At 63.6% G+C, this 20,823-nt stretch carries 16 protein-coding genes; 5 read left to right on the top strand and 11 right to left on the bottom strand.

Annotated elements, in window-relative coordinates:
• Positions 1-336 precede the first annotated feature (336 nt).
• A complete protein-coding gene (locus AC3AP7_RS07560; protein ID WP_475764294.1) occupies positions 337-1,641 on the top strand; it encodes an MFS transporter in 1,305 nt (434 codons plus the stop codon).
• Between the two features lie 362 nt (positions 1,642-2,003).
• Here AC3AP7_RS07560 and AC3AP7_RS07555 read toward each other — a convergent pair whose 3' ends face one another.
• On the bottom strand, positions 2,004-3,476 hold the full coding sequence (locus AC3AP7_RS07555; RefSeq protein WP_475764295.1) for a CapA family protein: 1,473 nt from the start codon (positions 3,474-3,476) through the stop codon (positions 2,004-2,006).
• A 154-nt stretch (positions 3,477-3,630) separates the two neighbouring features.
• A complete protein-coding gene (locus AC3AP7_RS07550; protein WP_475764296.1) occupies positions 3,631-4,878 on the bottom strand; it encodes a porin in 1,248 nt (415 codons plus the stop codon).
• A 331-nt stretch (positions 4,879-5,209) separates the two neighbouring features.
• On the opposite strand from AC3AP7_RS07550, the gene AC3AP7_RS07545 reads away from it, so the two are divergent.
• Positions 5,210-6,142 (top strand): LysR family transcriptional regulator, encoded by a 933-nt coding sequence (locus AC3AP7_RS07545; RefSeq protein ID WP_475764297.1) that lies wholly within the window; start codon positions 5,210-5,212, stop codon positions 6,140-6,142.
• A gap of 63 nt (positions 6,143-6,205) precedes the next feature.
• On the opposite strand, the gene AC3AP7_RS07540 is transcribed toward AC3AP7_RS07545, so the two are convergent.
• Genes AC3AP7_RS07540 through AC3AP7_RS07530 form a run of 3 tightly spaced genes read right to left on the bottom strand, consistent with a single transcriptional unit; the run spans position 6,206 to position 10,213 of the window.
• A complete protein-coding gene (locus AC3AP7_RS07540; protein WP_475764298.1) occupies positions 6,206-7,300 on the bottom strand; it encodes a M14 family metallopeptidase in 1,095 nt (364 codons plus the stop codon).
• Positions 7,301-7,311: 11 nt separating this feature from the next.
• Positions 7,312-8,787, bottom strand: coding sequence for a CapA family protein (locus tag AC3AP7_RS07535; protein ID WP_475764299.1), 1,476 nt, complete (start codon positions 8,785-8,787; stop codon positions 7,312-7,314).
• Positions 8,788-8,803: 16 nt separating this feature from the next.
• Positions 8,804-10,213, bottom strand: coding sequence for an MFS transporter (locus AC3AP7_RS07530; RefSeq protein WP_475764300.1), 1,410 nt, complete (start codon positions 10,211-10,213; stop codon positions 8,804-8,806).
• Between the two features lie 184 nt (positions 10,214-10,397).
• Between AC3AP7_RS07530 and AC3AP7_RS07525 the strand changes: the two genes are divergently transcribed.
• On the top strand, positions 10,398-11,303 hold the full coding sequence (locus AC3AP7_RS07525) for a LysR substrate-binding domain-containing protein (RefSeq protein WP_475764301.1): 906 nt from the start codon (positions 10,398-10,400) through the stop codon (positions 11,301-11,303).
• Positions 11,304-11,415: 112 nt separating this feature from the next.
• Here AC3AP7_RS07525 and AC3AP7_RS07520 read toward each other — a convergent pair whose 3' ends face one another.
• Entirely contained in the window at positions 11,416-13,008 is a 1,593-nt protein-coding gene (locus AC3AP7_RS07520; RefSeq protein WP_475764302.1) for an ABC-F family ATPase, read from the bottom strand.
• Positions 13,009-13,252: 244 nt separating this feature from the next.
• On the bottom strand, positions 13,253-14,152 hold the full coding sequence (locus tag AC3AP7_RS07515) for an NAD(P)-dependent oxidoreductase (protein ID WP_475764303.1): 900 nt from the start codon (positions 14,150-14,152) through the stop codon (positions 13,253-13,255).
• A 174-nt stretch (positions 14,153-14,326) separates the two neighbouring features.
• Here AC3AP7_RS07515 and AC3AP7_RS07510 point away from each other — a divergent pair, with 174 nt between their 5' ends.
• Positions 14,327-14,536, top strand: a complete 210-nt coding sequence (locus AC3AP7_RS07510) for a dodecin (RefSeq protein WP_475764304.1) — start codon at positions 14,327-14,329, stop codon at positions 14,534-14,536.
• A gap of 198 nt (positions 14,537-14,734) precedes the next feature.
• On the opposite strand, the gene AC3AP7_RS07505 is transcribed toward AC3AP7_RS07510, so the two are convergent.
• From AC3AP7_RS07505 to AC3AP7_RS07490, 4 genes are all read right to left on the bottom strand, one after another.
• The gene (locus AC3AP7_RS07505; protein ID WP_475764305.1) at positions 14,735-15,829 is read right to left on the bottom strand and encodes a BMP family ABC transporter substrate-binding protein; all 1,095 of its coding nucleotides are present in this window, start codon (positions 15,827-15,829) and stop codon (positions 14,735-14,737) included.
• Positions 15,830-15,904: 75 nt separating this feature from the next.
• Positions 15,905-16,834, bottom strand: a complete 930-nt coding sequence (locus AC3AP7_RS07500) for an ABC transporter permease (RefSeq protein WP_475764306.1) — start codon at positions 16,832-16,834, stop codon at positions 15,905-15,907.
• A 19-nt stretch (positions 16,835-16,853) separates the two neighbouring features.
• The gene (locus AC3AP7_RS07495; protein ID WP_475764307.1) at positions 16,854-17,960 is read right to left on the bottom strand and encodes an ABC transporter permease; all 1,107 of its coding nucleotides are present in this window, start codon (positions 17,958-17,960) and stop codon (positions 16,854-16,856) included.
• Positions 17,961-18,007: 47 nt separating this feature from the next.
• Positions 18,008-19,624, bottom strand: coding sequence for an ABC transporter ATP-binding protein (locus AC3AP7_RS07490; protein WP_475764308.1), 1,617 nt, complete (start codon positions 19,622-19,624; stop codon positions 18,008-18,010).
• 253 nt (positions 19,625-19,877) lie between these two features.
• On the opposite strand from AC3AP7_RS07490, the gene AC3AP7_RS07485 reads away from it, so the two are divergent.
• Positions 19,878-20,810 carry a LysR substrate-binding domain-containing protein gene (locus tag AC3AP7_RS07485; protein WP_475764309.1) on the top strand — a complete coding sequence of 311 codons (933 nt, stop codon included), beginning with the start codon at positions 19,878-19,880 and terminating at the stop codon, positions 20,808-20,810.
• Positions 20,811-20,823 lie beyond the last annotated feature (13 nt).

Raw genomic sequence — 20,823 nt, 5'->3', positions numbered from 1 at the left:
CGCCGCGCGCCGGCCCCGCGTTGCTGCGCCTCGCCCGGCTTTTCGCCAGCGCGGACCGACATGGCCGATGCGGCCCGAGCGCCGCGATGTCGCACCGGATTCACGTTTACCCTTGCTGTCGTCGATGTCCCGCCGCCCGTATCGTCGTAACCGGCATCAAGGAAGGACGAGAAACGGCGGGAAACGCCGCGCGCGACGGTGCGCGCACGGATCCACGCACCGCCACACGGCCGCGCACAACCGGCCGCACCCACGGGAACGGGACGCCTGCGCGCGTCCCCGGCCGAACGAGTCAACTGCCGCCCGCACACGCGAGGCGGCGAGCGGAGCAACAGGATGATCAAGTGGTACACGGAGTTGACGGCGCCCGAGAAACGCACGTACTGGGCGTGCTTCAGCGGCTGGGGACTCGACGCGATGGACACGCAGATGTACGCGCTCGCTATCCCGACGCTGATCGCGGTGTGGAGCATGACGCGCGGCCAGGCCGGCCTGCTCGGCACGACCGTGCTGATCATGGCGTCGCTCGGCGGCTGGATCGCGGGAATACTCGCGGACCGCTACGGCCGCGTGCGGATCCTGCAGATCACCATCCTGTGGTTCTCGGTGTTCACGCTGCTGTCTGCCCTGACAAACTCATTTGGACAACTGATGATCACGCGCAGCCTGCAAGGCCTCGGCTTTGGCGGCGAATGGGCGGTGGGCGCGGTGCTCATCAGCGAAACGATTCGCCCCCAGGTGCGCGGCCGCGCGGTGGGCTCCCTGCAGGCGGGCTGGGCGGTGGGCTACGGCGTCGCGGTGCTGCTGTCGACGCTGCTGTTCAGCACGCTGGCTCCGTCGCTCGCGTGGCGCGTGCTGTTTGCGATCGGTCTTCTGCCGACGCTGCTCGTGCTGTGGATCCGGCGCTCGATCAGGGAAGCGCCGGTGTTCGAGCGGGAACGCCGCGCGCACGCGGCCGACCGGCCGAGCGTGTGGGCGGTGTTCGACCGGCCGAACCGCATGACGACGTGCAAGACGATGCTGCTGACGTTCGGCATCTATGGCGGCAACTACGTGATGATCACGTGGCTGCCCGCCTATCTCAAACTCGCGCTGCACCTGTCGATCACGCACGTCGGCGGTTTTCTCGCCATCAACATTCTCGGCTCGTTCAGCGGGGCATTCCTGAACGGCTGGATGGCGGACCGCTTCGGACGACGCCGGACGTTCATCGTGATCGCGTGCCTGCAGGCGGTGGCGGTGGCCGTCTACACGCTCGCGCCGATCACGCTGCCGGTGACGCTCGTGCTCGGCTTCGTGCTCGGCACGCTGCAGTCGGGGACCGCGGCCGGCACCGGCGCCTACCTCGCCGAACTCTTCCCGACGCGCATTCGCGCGTCCGCGCAAGGGCTGTGCGGCAACGCGGGCCGCGCGATCGGCGCGATCATGCCGACCGCGGTCGGCGTGCTGAGCGGCAAGCTCGGGCTCGGCGCTTCGATGGGCCTGTGCGCGTGCGTGTCATACGTGCTCGTCGTGACGGCCGCGCTGCTGCTGCCGGAAACACGCGGCCGCGATCTGACCCAGGTGGCGGCGGGCGACGCCAACGGCGAAGCGGGACGGCGCGACGCGGCGGGAACGCGCGAGGCCGGGGAAGCGGGCTAAGGTAAGTGGTCGTGGATTGGGACGGCGCGAGGGCAGGCTCACCTCTGCTATCCGTAAGGCCTTCTCCGTTCCTCTCCGGCCCCTCTGCCGTAAAGCGCCGCTGCTGCGATCGCCGGTAAAAGAGCGACGCTTGCCTGATGTTGAAAAACAAATCAACCATGTGTAATTGCATAGCGTATGGCAGGATCATCCATACAGTGACCGATTCTCAGTCCCTGCCATAACGAAGCGCCCGGGAAATAGCATACCGGCCGCGCCCGCAACATGAATTGCGGACGCGGCGGAAAATCAAGGGATCCATTATCAGCTGGCGGACGCACCCCTTTTTATCATATTTTTAGTCACAAAAAACCGGTCCGGATTCAATTGTGACGCGCCGATTCCTCAGGAGGAATCCCTCCAGTTTCCGATATTTTTATAAAACCCGCCATGCGCGAACCGCGCTCCATGATAACGACTTCCGTCCCGAATTCTGCCGAAGCGCTCTTCAGCTCCTCAAGAATTTTCCTTCCGGTTTCTCGATCAGCGAGGCGCGGAATTCCCCGAACGGAGTCCGGCCCATCGTAGAACAATTCGATCGGATAAAGCATAATATCCATCGCAATATCCGAATGCGCCCAATATCGAGTGACGGCGATTACGCTCTGAAAATAGACCTCCGAGCCAAAAACAAGCTGTCGCTCCCACTCCAGAAAATCCGCCACCGAAGTTTTTTCAGGGTCAAGAACAATTCTTCTATGCTCAGGAAGCCGCGGATTAACAACGCGCCATACGTAACGTTCCCACTCGTCTCTTGTCAAATACTCCTGGGTATTATCTGTGAAGAAAAAATTCCCGAGAGAATAAAAAATTGGAGATTTGTTATGAATTTCGATGCCACGCAAACGATGCGGACCGTGACCAAAAATCATCTTCGCGCCCGACTCGACTGCCTCTATGCAAAATTCGCGCACATCCTTATCCACATGTAGCGAATTGTTGTATATTCCATGATGATGCTGAGCCGCGATAGTAAAAATTTTTTTGTCGACGGCCTGCCGAATTCCACTCAGAATTTCTTTTCTATCAATCTCATCTACTCTGCTTTCGACGATGATTTTGTCAGATGGCTTGATAGATGGATCAACCTCGATAACGCTATTCAGAATGACGATCAGCTTGACTCCCCCGATCTCTATTTCCCCCCACGGATAGTTGACGCCCAATGCACCGAGGATTTGCTGAATTTTCGCGTAGGCATCGACACCTGCACGGATGACAGTATGACGATGCAGAGCGCTGACGCCCGGCCGTGCTCGCACCTCAAAGAGCGCGTCGACTGCTGGCGAATCTGCCGTGATCTCGGTAGTCCATGAAACAAGCGCGACTTCTTTGTTCCCCCTGCTTATTTTTCCGTAACATGGACTCCTCGCGTCCGTTCTTGTGTCGCCGGTACCGGCATGCATGAATCCATGCTGTTCAAGAATATCATCGGTCATTTTCAGACCTTCATGCCCCCAGTCGGTAGCATGATTATTGGCACGCGATAGCAGGTTAAATCCCATCTTTTTCAGATCGGGAACGGTATCGGGATTGGTGACAAGCCAGCCAAACCCCGATAATGCAGAAGGCGAACCAGTAAATTTGCTGCGATCTATTACCGACCCCTCGTAGTTTCCCACCACAAGATCGGCCGTCTTCATGATTTCCAGAAGGTCCCGAAAATCCGCATCTCCCGCCATGTCTTCCATGAATGGAACTGTAGTGATGACATCGCCTACAGTCAGCACCGAAAACCATTGATCCGGCGAAATCTCTTCGCCCGGAAATTCTTCGTTGTGCTTAATATTAGACATAGCATTTCTCCAAGTTGTACATCTTCGCTAAAGCACTTAAAAAGACCACACCATTCTTTCGGTCAACAAAATCAAGACAGCGGCAACGCACAAAGAACCACCATCAGCCATCTACCCCGTCAGCGATGACTCGGAAAAATGCCTCGCCCAGCCTCTAAAATTTGTGATAAATACCTGCCATCAAAACATGCGGCGTCTTGTAAAACGCCCTGCCATCCGCGGTCTCATAAGCATTGCCAGCATTGTCAAGTGTCGGCTGCTGCGTGTACGGATACGGATAGTGACTATAAGGCGGCGCGGTGCCGATGTTATGAATCACCGAACCTCGCACGTAAAAGGCCGTGCGCGTAGACAGGTTGTAGTCGTAGCCGAGCGTTACACCGTACGAATGATCTACCCAGCCGCCCACCGTCCGGTAAGCGATTTGAGCCCGAAAGTCGTTGCGCCCCTGATAGCGATAAATTGCACCAAGTGTATAGACCGACGAAACACGGTCACCCTCCAGACGGGGGGCAAGGAAGCTGTAACCTGCGGACAGCACGTAATGTCCAGCGTCGTAAATCAGCGCACCCGACACGTTATCGGTACGCACGGATTGCCCCGGATTCAGACCGTTTGCCGCATAGCTGCCAAAGTAGCTGACCGTGCCGAACAAATGCCCGTCGAAGTAATTCAAGGCAATCGCGCGATTGGTCAGTGTCGGACCCGCGGATTCCTGGTCGTGCATCGCGATCAGGAAAAGCGCATTGAACGGCCCGTACCACGGTGACGAGTAGCTCAGTGCGTCAGGCATGTGCAATGGCTGATAGCTCGCGCCCGGACCAAGGTCATAGGTCCAGCCAGCCAGATAGGCGACCGTTGAAATCGTCATGACCTCGCCGAACACGTCGACAAAAAGCGGTACGCCTACTGCATCCTGCAAGCCGAGCTTCACCTCGCCCGATTTCGCTGAGCCAAGTGAAACCCAGGCCTCGCGGTTGAACATCGTACCCGCGGTGCCAAACGCCCCGCTAGCAGCGTCGAAGCCGTTTTCGAGGGAGAAACGGGCGCGGAATCCGCCACCAAGATCCTCGACTCCATAAAGGCCGATCTTCGACGTCCATTCGTTACCGCTTTGTTGAAGGATCGAGGTTTGTGCACCCTTCAGGACGCCGATTGACTGGTCAACCGCGCCATAGAGCCGCACGCCCGGCGTGTACGCATCCGTTGCTGCGTAAGGTATCCCCCGGAAGTACTCGTTGAAGAACAGGTTTGACGCGACCTGCGCCGACGCGACGTGGCCTTGCTGCAAAAACGCGGCCGCAATAACGACGCGCGTGGCAGCCGACGTCCAGCGATCCGGTTTCGACTCCGGGCGGCGCTTGAGTACGGAAAATTCTGACTCAAAACAGCAAATTAACATCGATATGCTCTTTGTTTATTTTTAAGGAATGCGAATAATTTAATCGCAGTCTGTTATCGTGCATCCAGAATCCCGCAGACATGCTTCTGGCATATTGATATTCAATTCGCAACGCCCGTGCTCATGCCGTGCGCTTACGATTTGATCGTGTTATTGCAAACTTTCGTTTGGCGTCCACTCGATTCGGGTTGTAGCAGCCTTATCCGATATTCGATGCGTCATCACCGTCATTTGCTTCGCCATCCTTTACGGTACGATTCTATTTATTGTCGTCAAAAATATAAACACAACAATTAGAATGTCTATAACTTCTGGCAACCGGTACCGCATCATGAAAACCCATCAGATCCGTGCACTCGTTGAAGTTGCCACCACTGGCACGCTCAAAAGCGCGGCGCGTAGGCTTCATGTCACACAGCCTGCTGTAACCAAGGCAATCCGCGAACTCGAGGACAAGTATGGAGTGCGACTCTTCGACCGCAATCCGTGGGGTGTCGTCCCGACCGCCGAAGGTAAAGCGTTGTTGCAACGTGCACGCACAGTAGTGCGCGAGCTGGAACGAGCCGAAGAGGATCTGGCTCACATGAAGGGGCAGCGCGAAGGCAAGCTCGTCATCGGGGTGTCGCCGATAGCCGGCACCGCGGGCTTGGCGGAGGCATTCGTTGAGTTCCGCAGACGCTGGCCACACGTCACGATCGAGTTCGTGGAACTCGGCTTGAACCCGTTGCGTGAGCAACTACGCACGGGCATGGTCGATCTGGCGTTTGCGGCGTTTCCGAATAGTTTCGTAGACGATAGTGTCCAGGTGCAGGCCCTGCTTTCGTTCGATGCAGTCTTCGTCACCCGAGCCGGCAGTGCATTTGCGCAAGCGTCGACGCTCGCACAACTGCAGCAGGCCGAATGGATTCACACTGATGTCACCGATAATTATTCCAGTTGCATTGTGGCCATGTTCAAGCGCGCAGGGCTCGAACCGCCGCGCCATGTGACGCGCTGCACGTCGTACGGGCTTTTCTATGGCCTCACGGTGCGCTCGGACGCCGTGTTTGCCTGGACAAGACATTCGCTTAAGGAAGTCGAACTCAGTCGTGCATTTGTCGAACTGAAGATAGAAGAGAGTCCGCCCTCACTGCAACTCTACCTGTTCTCGCCCCCCGAGGCGCAACTCACGCGGCCAGCAGAATATTTTGTGGATTGCATTCTCGATGTCGTCAGGAGGCGTGTCCGTCACATACGCCCAGGCGGATTCGCATCGGGCGTTTGAGTCTTCACGGCGTCCCAGCGCGGCGTGCGCCGCGCCATTCCCCCGAGATGCTTATACTTGCCCTCAGGTTCCCGGCAATGCCGTGGCAAGGCCCGCGAGGCTCTGATCCATCACTTCGCGCGCCTGGACGAGCACCCCTCTCTTCCACGCGTCCGTTTCGATGTAGAAGGCTGCCCGAAGCCGACGTTTGATCTCTTGCGCAAGACTCGCGTCCGCTTCCGGATGTTGATAAAGCCACTGCTCCGCGCGAAGCGCCGCCAGCACCTGACGACCGGGCATGGTTCCGTATTCCAGGGTCAGTCCGTTGTACTGGGCTTGCGAGCACTCGCGCATCACGCAGTTGTCAAGTGTTCCGCCGACAGTCGACGAAGTCGAGTTTCCCTCTTCGCTGCGGGTCACACCCGTTCCCCACCACCGCCGGGCGCGCGCAACCGAATCCGCGTCCAACCTGCCTTTGTAAATCCTTTCCCCCACCCCGGTAGGGCCAAGGCCGGTATGCACATCGATCCAGGCAATGCGGCGACACTGGCGCGCATGCTGCCGAAGAATCTCGACAATCTGGAGGTGACTCCACGTTGGTCCGCAGCCGGTGTAGAACAGACCATCCGGATCGACTCGCTGGCCAACCGAAATCGCCGCCTGCAGATGTCGCTTGCCGTGACGCAGTCCGTACAGGATAAGACCAAGCGTCGTTGCGAGCGTCGGTGGACAACGGCGCGGCACGAGCAAACGCGCAATGTCCTGATAGGCGGCGTTGTCCGCAAGCGGATGATCGAAGTCCTGGAAATTGCGATTCAGATCTACATTCTCTTGCGTGACGCGGCGCTCCCACGAGAACCCATACGGGTTCAGCGCATGAATATAGAGCACCGCCAGATCGTCGCGGCGACAACGCGCCAGCCACGCTGCATCGCGCAGGAGATCGACCTGTACGCCCGAGCCGCAAAAGCCTTCGATACCGTGACAGCCGCTGCTCAGTACGAGCAAGTTAGCCGCATCCGGCGGCCCCGTCCGGGCCACGTCGATCGCAAGCTCCTCGCCGTCGCGGCCGCATAAAGGATGAACGTAGTGCTGCACGGCAACGCCGGCCGCGGCGCAGGCCGTCAGAAAGTGCTCGCGCGCTTGCACGTAGCTTAATGAGAAACTGCTGAGGTCCACTATCGCTTGCCTTAGTCGCTCAAGCGCACGCGGCCCACGCTGCTCGTGCGATCGCCGTATGCAACGGTGTCAACCTCGATCTGCGTACCGAACTCGCCCGACAGCGCCTGAAGCCGCTCAATGATGCGGCGGGCCTGATAGCCGTTCTCCGCACAATCGAATGCCAGACGTGGAATGCCGCGCTCGGCGTCACGACCGCCAAAGCCGAGCTCGATCGGGTGCAACAGCAACGACTTAAGCCGGCCATCGTCATTGAACTGGCACTCCGCTACAACGCTTTCGAACCAGACCGGGTCCGAGAAGACACCGATCACGCGCTTCCATTCGAGAAATTCAGCGGGTGTAGCCGCGTTACGGTCGGTGATCCCCTTCGGACCGACGATGGCTTCCGCTGCCATCCATTCGAGCTTTTCCCACTCGTCGCGGGCAACGATCTGCTGACTGTTATCCATGAAGCAGAAATTGCCCAGCGAGTACATGAGCGGCTTGCCATTATAGATTTCGATGCCGCGCAGTTGATGTGGCCCGTGGGCGCACAGCATGTCCGCACCGCCATCAATCAGCTTGCGTGCCCATGCCTGCAGGTAGCTGGGAATCTCCGTGGTGAAGTTGTCGGGCTCATGCGTATGCTGGGCCACGATCGTGAAGTCACTGGTCTGTTTGGCCTGACGCAGGTTGCGCTCAATCGCGGCCTGATCGCGCCTGTCGCAGTCGAAGACGATACGCAGCGATCCCGGACGCGCTTCAGGGTCGGCGCGATAGTGCAGCATCATGCCAAGATGCAAGCTGTATTCGCCGTGCAATGCCCGCAACAGGTAATGGTCCTGGAACGCTTCCTGATCGTTGAGGCGCTTGAGCACCGCGAAATCCTCCGGGCTGACGATCCGGCGGGCGGTCGTGCGTAACGGGTTCAAGCCAGGTCGTGGCGGAACTTCGCCTGCGCCATCATTGGCGGGCGCGTTAGCTTCGAACGTGGTGGCATAAGAGATCAGCGCAACACGCGCTTTGTCGGTGTTCAGAAAAGCCGGGGCGCGCGCGGCGGCCAAACTTGCGCCGGTGCCGGCGTGAACGATACCCGCTGCAGCGAGGAGATCGTCGGTCATTTTCATGCCTGCCACGCCCCAGTCCAACGCGTGATTGTTCGCACGCGCCATCATGTTGAAGCCGATTGAAGCCAGGTCGGCCGGACACTCAGGGTCACTTGTCAGCCAGGCGAAACCGGAGAGCGCCTCCGGGTGCCCACTGAAGGTTTTCAGATCAATCGCCGAGCCTTCGTAATTACCGACGACAACGTCACCGCGGGAGAGAATTCCGAGTAGCTCGGGCGATTTGCGGGCGAGCTTCGCGCGGATCCCGTGGGTAATGATGATGTCGCCGACGGCAATCACCGTGAAGCCGTCTTCTACATCGACTTCGCGCGAGACGACCTGGAGTTCGGGCGAAGTGGGGGGCTGCTGGGGCGCCTTGATTCGATGGTGGAGAGTCATGTTGGAGGAGTACGTATCAATTCGAAGGAAGATCGGGGTGGAATAGTTGCGAGCGCATGCGCTCCGGGTCGATCAGCACGAGGCCCAGCAGCCCGCTCACGACCAGCACCAATCCAAAACAGCCAATCACTAACTCGAACCCGGACGCGACGTGCCCGCCAAGATGCTCGACGGCCCCACCGACCAACCAGGGCGCAAGCATGCCTGCGCTGGTCATCAGGCTGATGTGGATTGCGAGCAGGCTGGCACGTTGGCGGCTGGGAGCGAAGAACGCGACGATGCTATTGGCGAAGGCGGGCAGCAGGTTGACGAGCATGCTTCCGAGCAGGAAAAACACGATCGTCCCAATCCGGCCGAGCGAAGCGAAACCGAGCACAGCCATTGCCACGCCACCGCCCACGCAGGCTATCATCGACGGCGCGACCAGCGCACGGCGCACGGACGCGCCACGGTCCAGCGCACGCTGCGAGAAAATCGAGACCACCAGATTGAGCACGATGACACCAAGCGTCGCGACCATCACCACATAGCCCGACTGCACAGGCTCAAGCCCAACCCCGCGCTGCAGATAGACAGGTACCCAGCTATAGATCAATGCGGTAGGGAGGTAACTGCAAAAGGCTGCGAGGGTCACCGACACGAAGGTGCGATTGAGCAGCAGCACCCGGTAGAAGACCGCTGTCCCTGCCGGCGTCTGCGCCGTATCGTCATGACTGCCTTCCCGGCCGGATGCGATCCATACAAGCAGCCATACGAAGCTGACGCCCACCAGCAACAGATAACCGAAGCGCCAGCCGAAACGCTGAATCACCAGCGGCAGCATGAGCGCGCCGGTGATTGCACCGAGCATGATCGCGACCTGGATCAGCGCGGCCGGCACCACACGCTTGTGCGGCGCATACCATTTGAAACAGGCGTGCTGTGTGACAGCGGTACCGGGGCCGCAGCCTGCGCCGAGCAACACGCGGCTTCCAGCGAGCATCGTAAAGCTGGTACTGCGGGCCGTGAGGAGCTGGGCGGTTATCCAGACCAGCGACATCGCAATGAGAATGCGGCGCGTCGACTGCCGGTTCGCCACGAATCCCACCAGCAAACCGGAAACCGAGTAAAGCACAAAGAAGATGCTGCCGATCGAGCCGAACTGTTCCGGCGTTAGCTTAAGTTCGTCAATGATCTGAGGCCCTGCGAACGCGAAGATCGATTTGTCGAGCACCACAATGATCATGACGATCATCAGGAGGACGACCGTCATCCGGCGGCCTTCTCCGCCGTGGAGCGCATCTTCGCGGGACCGCACAAGCCGCAACCCGCTGTGCGCCCGTGCAGCTTCGTCTGTACGCGGGTTCGCCGCCAGCAAAACGCTATCAGGACTGGCAAGCGCTGACTGCGGCTTCTGCGAGCGAGGCCGTGCGGAGTACTTCTTCATGGGCATACGGCTCGGGCAATTATCGGACCATGGTTCCTGCGCGGGCGCGAAACCTGCGTTCCCGGGACAGTGCGGCAAACGGCCAACATCCCGAGGTCTTTGCACTTTGGGGGAGCCCGTCTGAAACAACAACCAAAATTTTCTTATAATGATTAACAATGCTTATCAATGAATGGAGCAGGTCTTGAAGCATCATCAACTCACTGCATTGGTTGCCGTGGCGGATCAGGGCAGCTTCCATGGAGCAGCCCGAGCGCTTCACCTCACGCAGCCCGCCATTACCAAAGCGATCAAGGATCTCGAGGCAGAACTCGGCATCCTGCTCGTCACGCGCCAGACCCGAGGCGTGGTTCTTACCGTCGAGGGGCAGACGCTGCTCGCGCGAGCGCGGCTGATCGTGCGCGAGGTGTGCCGTGCGCACGAAGACATGAATCAGCTTAAGGGGCGCCGCGACGGAGAACTGACGATTGGCGTGACGCCGCTGGCCGGCCTGACGATCGTACCGCGCGCTTTCGCGCGCTTCCGTCAGGCATGGCCGGAAGTGAAGGTGGATTTCATCGAATACACCTCGGATCAGCTCTTCGCCCGACTGCGGAGTGGGACGCTCGACTTTGCGGTGAGTGCCGCCACCGGCAACACCATAGAAACGCCCGTGCAGCACGAAGCGCTGTTCTCGTTGCCCACCTCGCTCGCGGTACGCCGCGACAGCCGCCTTGCCGGCGCCTGCTCGCTCGCAGCGTTGCGCGAGGCCGAGTGGATCCACACCGACCTCACGGAAACGTTCCCGGGTTTTCTCGCGGATCTGTTCGCACGGGAGGGCCTCGCGCCGCCGCCGCGTGTGACGCGCTGCACGTCGCACGCGCTCTTCCACAGTCTGGCGATGGTCAATGACGTGGTCTTTTTCTGGTCATTGTTTGCCATCGGTATGCCCGAATTACGCCAGCGCTTTACCGCTTTGCCGCTCACTGGCGATCTACCCCGCCTGAGCATGAACCTTCTTGTGCGTGAAGACGGGATGCTGACCGGTGCCGCGGCTTACTTTATCCGCTGCATCCGCGAGGTCGCACAGAGCGAGTGGGCCGCGCCCTGACCTCGAAGTGCGCACGCCGTGGCGCGCGTGCCGTTGCCCGGCGGCGTGCGCGGCACGCCCGTCGCCCCCGGCAGGGCCGGTAAGCTCACTCGAACGGGAGGGTCCGAAAACGTCACTGCACGCCCTGGCTCGCCAGAAACTCCTCGTAATTCCCGCCGAAATCGAGCAGCGTGCCGTCGGTGCGCACCTCGATGATCCGGTTCGCGAGCCCGCTCACGAACTCGCGGTCGTGCGACACGAAGATCAGCGTGCCGTCGTATTTCTCCAGCGCGATCTGCAGCGACTCGATCGACTCCATGTCCATGTGGTTGGTCGGCTCGTCCATCAGCAGCACGTTGTGGCGGCCGAGCATCAGCTTGCCCCAGATCATGCGGCCCTTCTCGCCGCCCGAGAGCACCTTCACCGACTTGCGGATGTCGTCCGCGCCGAACAGCAGCCGGCCGAGCGTGCCGCGCACCATCTGGTCGTCGTCGCCTTCCTTGCGGTACTGGTCGATCCAGTCCATCAGGGTGACGTCGTCCGGGAATTCTTCGTAGGTGTCCTGCGGCATGTAGCCGGCGTTCGCGTTCTCCGCCCATTTGACGGTGCCCGCATCGGTCGCGAGGTTGCCGGCGAGCGAGCGCAGCAGCGTGGTCTTGCCCGCGCCGTTCTGCCCGATGATCGCGATCCGCTCGCCCGGCTGCACGCTGAGGCTGAACTGGCTGAAGATCGTGCGCTCGTAGCGCTTCGTGATGCTGTCGGCCACCACCGCGATGTTATGCAGCTTCTTCTCGTACTCGAAACGGATGAACGGGTTCTGCCGCGACGACGGCTTGAATTCCTCGATCTTGATCTTGTCGATCATCTTCAGGCGGCTGGTGGCCTGGCGCGCCTTCGACTTGTTCGCCGAGAAGCGCCGCACGAAGTCCTGCAGGTCCGCCACCCGTTCCTTCGCCTTCGCGTTCGCGGCCTGCTGGCGCTCGCGCGCCTGCGTGCTCGCGAGCATGTAGTCGTCGTAGTTGCCGGGATAGACCTTCAGCGTGCCGTAGTCCATGTCGGCCATGTGCGTGCAGACCTGGTTCAGGAAGTGGCGATCGTGCGAGATGATGATCATCGTCGAGTTGTACTCGTTCAGCACGTCTTCGAGCCAACGGATCGAGTTGATGTCGAGGTTGTTGGTCGGCTCGTCGAGCAGCAGCACGTCCGGCTTCGAGAACAGCGCCTGCGCGAGCAGCACGCGCAGCTTCCAGCCCGGCGCGACCGCGTTCATCGGCCCGTTGTGCAGGTCGATCGCGATGCCGATGCCGAGCAGCAACTCGCCCGCGCGCGCCTCGGCCGTGTAGCCGCCGTACTCGGCGAACTTCGCCTCGAGCTCGGCCGCGTGCATGTAGTCGTCGTCGGTCGCGTCCGGGTTCGCGTAGATCGCATCGCGCTCGCTCATCGCGGCCCACATCTCGGTGTGGCCCATCATCACGACGTCGAGCACGCGCACGTCCTCGTACGCAAACTGGTCCTGGCGCAGCTTGCCGAGACGCACGTTCGGTTCGAGCATCACCGTGCCCGAACTCTGCTCCAGATCGCCGCCGAGAATCTTCATGAAGGTCGACTTGCCGCACCCGTTCGCGCCGATCAGCCCGTAGCGGTTGCCTTCGCCGAACTTGACCGAGATGTTCTCGAACAGGGGCTTCGGCCCGAATTGCATGGTGATATTGGCGGTCGACAGCACAGTGCGTCCTCAGAAGAAATAAGCGGCAAACAACCTGCTAGTCTAGCACGTCGGCGCGTCACCCGCCTGCCGCCTGCCGCCTGCCGCCTGCCGCCTGCCGCCTGCCGCCTGCCGCCTGCCGCCTGCCGCCTGCCGCCTGCCGCCTGCCGCCTGCCGCCTGCCGCCTGCCGCCTGCCGCCTGCCGCCTGCCGCCTGCCGCCTGCCGCCTGCCGCCTGCCGCCTGCCGCCTGCAGTGCGCCGTCCGTCAGGCGGACGCGCCGCCGCGCGGCGTCTGCAGCACGTCGATGAACGCGGACAGGTCCGCGTCGGCGAGGCCCATCGCGGCGCCGAGCCGCAGCAACTGCTGCACGGTCGCCGCCACCGGCATCGGCGCGCCACTTTCGAGCGCCGCCGCCGCGACCGCGTCGACATCCTTCTGGAACGTGCGCAACGCGCCGATCGGCGCCAGGCCCGTCTGCGTCATGCGCGGCACGAAGGTCTGCAGCAGCGTCGAGTCCGCCCAGCCGCCCGCGAGCGCGTCTGTGAGATGCGCGGCGTCGATGCCGCTGCGCTGCGCGAGGCCGACCGCCTCCGCGATCGCCGCGACGGTCGCCGTGACGATTGCCTGGTTGCACAGCTTGGTCGTCTGCCCCGCGCCGACCGGGCCCATGTGCGTGACGCGCGCCGCGTACGCGCTCATCAGCGGCGTCACCGCCGCGACGTCGGCGGCGCGGCCGCCCGCCATCACCGCCAGCCGGCCGGCGAGCGCGCCGGCCACGCCGCCCGACACCGGCGCGTCGACCCAGCCGACGCCCGCCGCCGCCGCGCGCTGCGCGAACGCGCGCGTGGCCGACGGCGGAATACTCGAATGATCGACGATGCAGCGCAGCGGCCGCGCGTCGTCCGGCTGCGCCGCGGCGCCGAGCAGGCCCGCTGCGCCGAACACGACCTCCTCGACCGCCGCCGCATCCGCGACGCACAGCAGCGCCACGCCCGCGCGCGCGGCCAGCTCGTGCGGCGCGTCGACGACCTGCGCGCCGTCTTCGCCGAGCGCCTCGGCCTTCGCGCGCGTGCGATTCCATACGTGCACCGCGTGCCCCGCACGCAGCAAATGCCGAATCATCGGCGCGCCCATCAGGCCGGGGCCGCAAAAACCCAATTCCACTTTCGTCTGCCTCGCTATCGGATGTTCTGTCTGTGTCCGTCTCCGCCCGCGCAACGGCGCCCGCGCGCGGCGCTCCATGATACCGGCCCGCGCACGCCGCCGCAGCCGGCCGCCTCGCGCAGCAAGCCCGATTGCCTATACTGGGTTGACGCACCTGGGACGACGGAGAACGCCATGTCGGACAATCACGTCTACAAGCAGATCGAGCTGACCGGTTCGTCGACGCAGTCGAGCGACGACGCCATTCGCTGCGCGATCGAAAAAGCCGCGCAGACGCTGCGCAACCTGCACTGGTTCGAAGTAATCGAAACACGCGGCCAGATCGAGGACAGCCGCGTCGTGCGCTGGCAGGTCACGCTGAAGGTGGGGCTGCGCATCGACTGATGCGGGCCCGCGCGCCGGTATGCGCCGGTATGCGTCGCTCGGGGCACATCGGTCAGGCGGGACCGGTCGGACTGCATGCGCGCGCTGCGGCGACTGGCGGCCGTCAGCGCGCCGGGTACCGTCGCGACGGCATGCCGCCCCGCTCCGGCCGCCCCGCCAGGCACCGCCCCGCCGCGCAGGCGGCGCGCGGCGTGACCCCTATTGCGGCAGCGAACCGTCGACGCCCTGCACGTACCAGTTCAGGCGCTGCAGTTCGGGGTCGGCGAGCGTCTTGCCGGCCGGCACCTTCACGTTGCCCGCCTGGTCCTTGATCGGACCGGTGAACACGTCCCAGGTGCCGCTCGCGATCAGCGCACGCTTCGCGTCCACGGCCTTCACGCCCGCCGCGGTGATCGCCGCGTCGTTCAGGTCTTCGAGGTTCACCGCCTTTTGCGGAATGCCCCACCACACCGGCGTATTCTTCCACTTGCCGTCGAGCACCTGCTGGATCGCCGCGGTGTAGTAGACGCCCCAGTGCGCCACCACCGAGCCGAGATGCGCATCCGGGCCGAATTTCTTCATGTCCGAATCCCAGCCGAACGCGTGCACGTGCTTCTCGGCCGCGGTCGCGAGCGTCGCGCTCGAATCGGTGTTCTGCAGCAGCACGTCCGCGCCCTGCCCGATCAGCGTTTCGGCGGCCTGCTTCTCCTTGCCCGGATCGAACCAGCTGTTGATCCAGATGACCTTCGTGTGGATCTTCGGATTCACCGAGCGCGCGCCGAGCGTGTACGCATTGATGTTGCGCACCACCTCCGGAATCGGCACCGACGCGACGAAGCCGAGCACGTCGGTCTTCGTCACGTATGCGGCGGCGACGCCCGCGAGGTATGCGCCCTGGTACATCCGCACGTCATAGGTGCCGAAGTTCGGGGCCTTCTTGTAGCCGGTCGCATGCAGGAACACCGTGTCCGGATAATCCTTCGCGACCTTTAGTTCGAAGTCCTGATAACCGAAGCTCGTGCCGATGATGATCTTGTTGCCCTTCGCCGCGAGGTCGCGGAACACGCGCTCCGAGTCGGCCGACTCCGGGACGTTCTCGACCCGCGTGATCTTGATGCGGTTGCCGAACTTCGCCGCGACTTCCTTCGACCCCTGGTCGTGCGCGTAGGTCCAGCCCGCATCGCCCGGATTGCCGAGGTAGACGAAAGCGACACCCGGTGCGTCCGCGGCCTGCGCGGCCTGCGCGCCGAGCGCGCCGAGACCGAGCGAAACCGCACCGAAAGCCGCTGTGCCCAGCAGGGTTCTTCTGTTCATGTGTTCTCCTGTCGTGTGAAGGGGTCGAGCAAATTCAGGCATTCAGGCCGCGCGGGCCGTTCGTGCGCCGCGCCGCTAGCCGGCCGCGAAGAACGGCTTGCCGAGCGAGGCCGGCGCATTCAGCCGGATCGTGTTCGCGTTGCGCGAGATCAGCACCAGCACGACGATCGTCGCGACGTACGGCAGCATGGCGAGGAACTGCGTGGGCACCGGCACGCCGATCGCCTGCGCGTAGAACTGCAGCCCGGTGACCGCGCCGAACAGCAGCGCGCCGATCAGCAGGCGGCCCGGGCGCCATGTCGAGAACACGACGAGCGCGAGCGCGATCCAGCCGCGTCCCGACGTGAGCTGCTCCTGCCACAGATGCAGGTTGACGATCGAGTAGTAGCCGCCCGCGAGACCCGCCATGCCGCCGCCGAACGCGACCGCGCCATAGCGCACGCCAAGCACCGGAAAGCCGACCGAATGCGCGACCTGCGGCGACTCGCCGACCGAGCGCAGCACGAGCCCCGCGCGCGTGCGGTACAGGAACCACCCGACCACCGCGAACATCGCGAACGCGAGATAGTCGAGCGGCGTCATCGTGAAGATCGCGCTGCCGAGCACCGGGATCTTCGAGAGCAGCGGAATCGTCCACGTGCCGATCGTCGCGCGCGCCGCGGCCGACGTGTACGGCTTGCCGATGTAGGCCGACAGCCCGGTGCCGAAGATCGTCAGCGACAGGCCGGTGGCGACCTGGTTGGCGAGCATCGTGAGCGTGAGAAAGCCGAACAGCAGCGCCATCGCGAGCCCGGCGCCGATCGAGGCGAGCACGCCGAGCCAGGGGTCGCCCGTCACCGACATGACCGCGTATCCGCTCACCGCGCCCATCAGCATCATCCCCTCGACGCCGAGGTTGAGCACGCCGGATTTTTCGGCGACGAGTTCGCCCGCGCCCGCAAACATCAGCGGAATCGCGGCGGTCACCGCACCCGAAATGAGATCGCTCGCTTGCTGGGTATTCATGGCTGCGTGTGCAAAGGGGTCAGGAAGCGTGCGCGGCCGAAGCCCGGCGGCGCACACGATAGTTCACGAACAGGTCCGCGCCGAGCAGGCAGAACAGCAGCAGGCCCTGAAATACGCCCGAGAGCGCCTGCGGCAACTGCAGCGAGGTCTGCACCGATTCGCCGCCGAGATAGAGCAGCGCCATCAGCAGGCTCGCGAGCACGATGCCGACCGGATGCAGCCGGCCGACGAACACGACGATGATCGCGGTGAAGCCGTAGCCGGGCGACCACGTCGCCTGCAACTGGCCGATCGGCCCGGCGATCTCGCCCATGCCGGCGAGCCCGGCAAGGCCGCCGCTCACGAGCAGCGACGTCCAGATCGTGCGCTTGTCGGAGAAACCCGCGTAGCGCGCGGCGAGCGGGGCAAGACCGCCCACGTTCATCCGGAAGCCCGCGAAGCTCTTGTGCATGAACAGCCACATGAGCGGCACCGTGGCCATCGTGACGAAGATCGACGCATTCAGCCGGGTGCCGCGCAGGAATTTCCAGTGCCAGTCGCCGCCGAACGTCGGATAGAGCGCGTCGCCGCCGAACATCTCCGAGAGCGGAAAATTCATCCCCTGCGGATCGCGCCACGGGCCGCTCACCAGATAGATCAGCAACTGTGTCGCGACGTACGTGAGCATCAGGCTCGTGAGGATTTCGCTCGTGTTGTAGCGGCTTTTCAGGAATGCGGGAATCGCCGCCCACACCATGCCGCCGAGAATGCCGGCGAGCATCATCGTCGGCAGGATCCACCAGCCGCTCGCCTGATCGAAGTGAATCGCGATGCCGCTCGCGGCGATCCCGCCGAGCACCATCTGCCCTTCCGCGCCGATGTTCCACACGTTCGCCCGGTAGCCGAGCGCGAGGCCGAGGCCGATCAGGCACAGCGGCGACGCCTTCAGCAGCAGCTCGGACCAGCCGTTCACATCCGACAGCGGATCGATGAAGAACGCGTGCATCGCCTGCACCGGATCGCGGCCGACGAGGCCGAAGATCAGAAAGCCGATCGCGAGCGTGAGCACCGCGGCAATCAGCGGCACGGCGAGCTGCATCGCACGGGACGGCGCGGGGCGGGCTTCGAGTCGATACGGAAAGTTCATGGTCAGCGGGTTCGCGTGAAAGGGAATCGGGGACTCGTCTCGCCCGCTCAGACGTGCGCCGGCTGGCCGGCTGCCGGCGCCGCGCCGGAGGCGTTCTCGCCGAACAGGCCGGCCATCCAGCGGCCGATCTCCTCGGCGTTCGTGTCGCCGGTCAGACGCACCGGCGAAAGCCGGCCGCGCGCGAGCACCGCGATCCGGTCGCAGATGTCGAACAGTTCCTCCAGCTCCTCGGAGATCACGAGAATCGCGACGCCGCGCGCGGACAGATCGAGCAACTGCTGGCGGATGAACGCGGCCGCGCCGACGTCGACGCCCCAGGTCGGCTGCGCGACCACCAGCACCTTCGGCGCCTGCAGGATCTCGCGGCCGACGATGAACTTCTGCAGGTTGCCGCCGGACAGGCTCTGCGCGAGCGCCTCGGCGCCGCCGCAGCGGACGTCGAAGGCTTCGATGCAGCGCTGCGCGAACGCGCGCATCGCGCCCGCGCGGATCCAGCCGGAGCGCACCAGCTTCTGGCGATGGGCGGTGAGCAGCGCGTTTTCGGCAAGCGACATGGCCGGCACCGCGCCGCGGCCGAGCCGCTCCTCGGGCACGAAGCCGAAGCCGAGCGCGCGCCGCGCGCCCGCGCCGAGCCGTCCGGCAGGCCGGCCGCAAATCGTGATCGCCTGCGCCGCTGCATGGCCGGGTTCGCCGCGCCGTTCGCCGCGCAACTCGCCCGACAGCGCCGCGAGCAGCTCCGCCTGGCCGTTGCCCGAGACGCCGGCAATGCCGAAGATCTCGCCCGCATGCACGCTGAACGAGACGTCGACGAGCGCCGTGCCGAACGGATCGTCGCTCGCCGCCGACAGCTTGCGCACGTCGAGCAGCACGTCGCCCGGCTGGTGCGGGCGGCGCGTGTAGTCGGGCAGCGCGTGGCCGACCATCAGTTGCGCGAGCGACGCATGCGTTTCGTCGCGCGGCGTCACGCGGCCGGTCACGCGGCCGCCGCGCATCACCGTCGCGCTGTCGCACAGCGCCTGGATCTCGTCGAGCTTGTGGCTGATGTAGAGAATGCTGCAGCCCTCGGAGGCGAGCCGGCGCAGCGTGTCGAACAGCTTGCGCACCGCCTGCGGCGTGAGTACCGAGGTCGGCTCGTCCATGATCAGCAGACGCGGGTTCTGCAGCAGGCAGCGCACGATCTCGACGCGCTGCCGCTCGCCGACGGTCAGGCTGTGCACATGCCGCTGCGGATCGATGTCGAGGCCGTACTCGGCCGATACGTCGCGGATGCGCCGCGCGAGCGCCTTCAGGTTGAACGGCTCGTCGAGCGCGAGCGCGATGTTCTCGCCGACCGTGAGCGTCTCGAACAGCGAAAAGTGCTGGAACACCATGCCGATGCCGAGCTTGCGCGCCGCGGCCGGATTCGCGATCTCGACCGGCTGCCCTTCCCAGCGGATCTCGCCGGCATCGGGCCGCACCGCGCCGTAGATGATCTTCATCAGCGTGCTCTTGCCCGCGCCGTTCTCGCCGAGCACCGCGTGTATCTCGCCTGGCGCGACGACAAGCGTCACGTCGTCGTTCGCGCGCACCGACGGATACTGCTTGCTGATGCCCACCAGTTCGAGGCGCGCCACCCCGGCATCCGCGCGCTGCGGCCCGCTGCCGCGATGGGAAGAGTCACTCATGAATGTTTTTCGTCACGCATCGGAAAAGCCGCTGTCAAGCCGCCGCACGCGGCGGCCGCGCGCTCCGCGCCCGCCCCCCACGCAACGACGATACCCAATTCGACCCTGTCAGTCGAGCCGCCAAAATTCCCGCAAACCCGCGTCCGGCCGTGCTGTGCGGGTATCCCTCCCTTGACGGAAGTTAATGGACATATTAAAACTTGTATGCCCCATTGAGCGCTCGATCAGCCAGAGCATATATTTCGGAGAAACCATGAGCCAGCAACGCGAGGCGATCGACACTTACCTGCTGCGCGTCCTGCACACCCTGCTGATGGAGCGCAGCGTCACGCGCGCCGCCGTCAAGCTGAACCAGTCGCAGCCAGCGATCAGCGCGGCGCTGCGGCGCCTGCGCGATATCACCGGCGACCCGCTGCTCGTGCGCGGCAAGTCCGGCATGGTGCCGACCGAGTACGGCATGCGCCTGCTCGAACCGGTGCAGAACGCGCTGCGCGAGATCGAACGCATCAAGTTCCAGCAGCACAACTTCGACCCGGCGACCTCGATCCGCTGCTACCGGATCGGCTGCCCCGACTACCTGAACGTGCTGTTCGTGCCGACCGTCGTCGAGCGCTTTCGGCAGGCCGCGCCGAACGCGACGCTCGAATTCCACTCGCTCGGACCGGCCTTCGACTACGAGCTCGCGCTCGAGGACGGCAAGCTCGACATCGTCGTCGGCAACTGGCCGGAGCCGCCGGAGCAGCTGCACCTGTCGAACCTGTTCGTCGACCAGATCGTCTGCCTGATGAGCAACGCGCACCCGTTCGCGCGGCGCGGCGGACTCACGCTCGACCAGTACCTGAACGCGCCGCATCTCGCGCCGACGCCCTACTCGGTCGGCCAGCGCGGCGCGATCGACGTGCACCTCGCGCGCGAGCGGCTCAAGCGCCACGTCGTCGTCACGCTGCCGTACTTCAACCTCGCGCCGTACGTGCTGATCAAGTCCGACCTGATCTTCACGACGACGCGCCTGTTCGCGGACTACTACGCGAAGTTCCTGCCGCTCACGGTCGTGCCCGCGCCGCTCGACTTCCCGCCGATGCAGTACTACCAGCTGTGGCACGAGCGCGTCCATTACTCGGACGAGGTGCGCTGGCTGCGCAGCCTCGTCGCCGAGGCGACCCGCACGCTGATCGACAAGCCGTGAGCGCCGCCGCCCG

The sequence above is a fragment of the Paraburkholderia sp. PAMB 6770 genome (genome assembly GCF_057748135.1).
The sequence above is the reverse complement of the archived record's forward strand: the minus strand, read 5'-3'. Positions and strand labels throughout refer to the sequence as shown.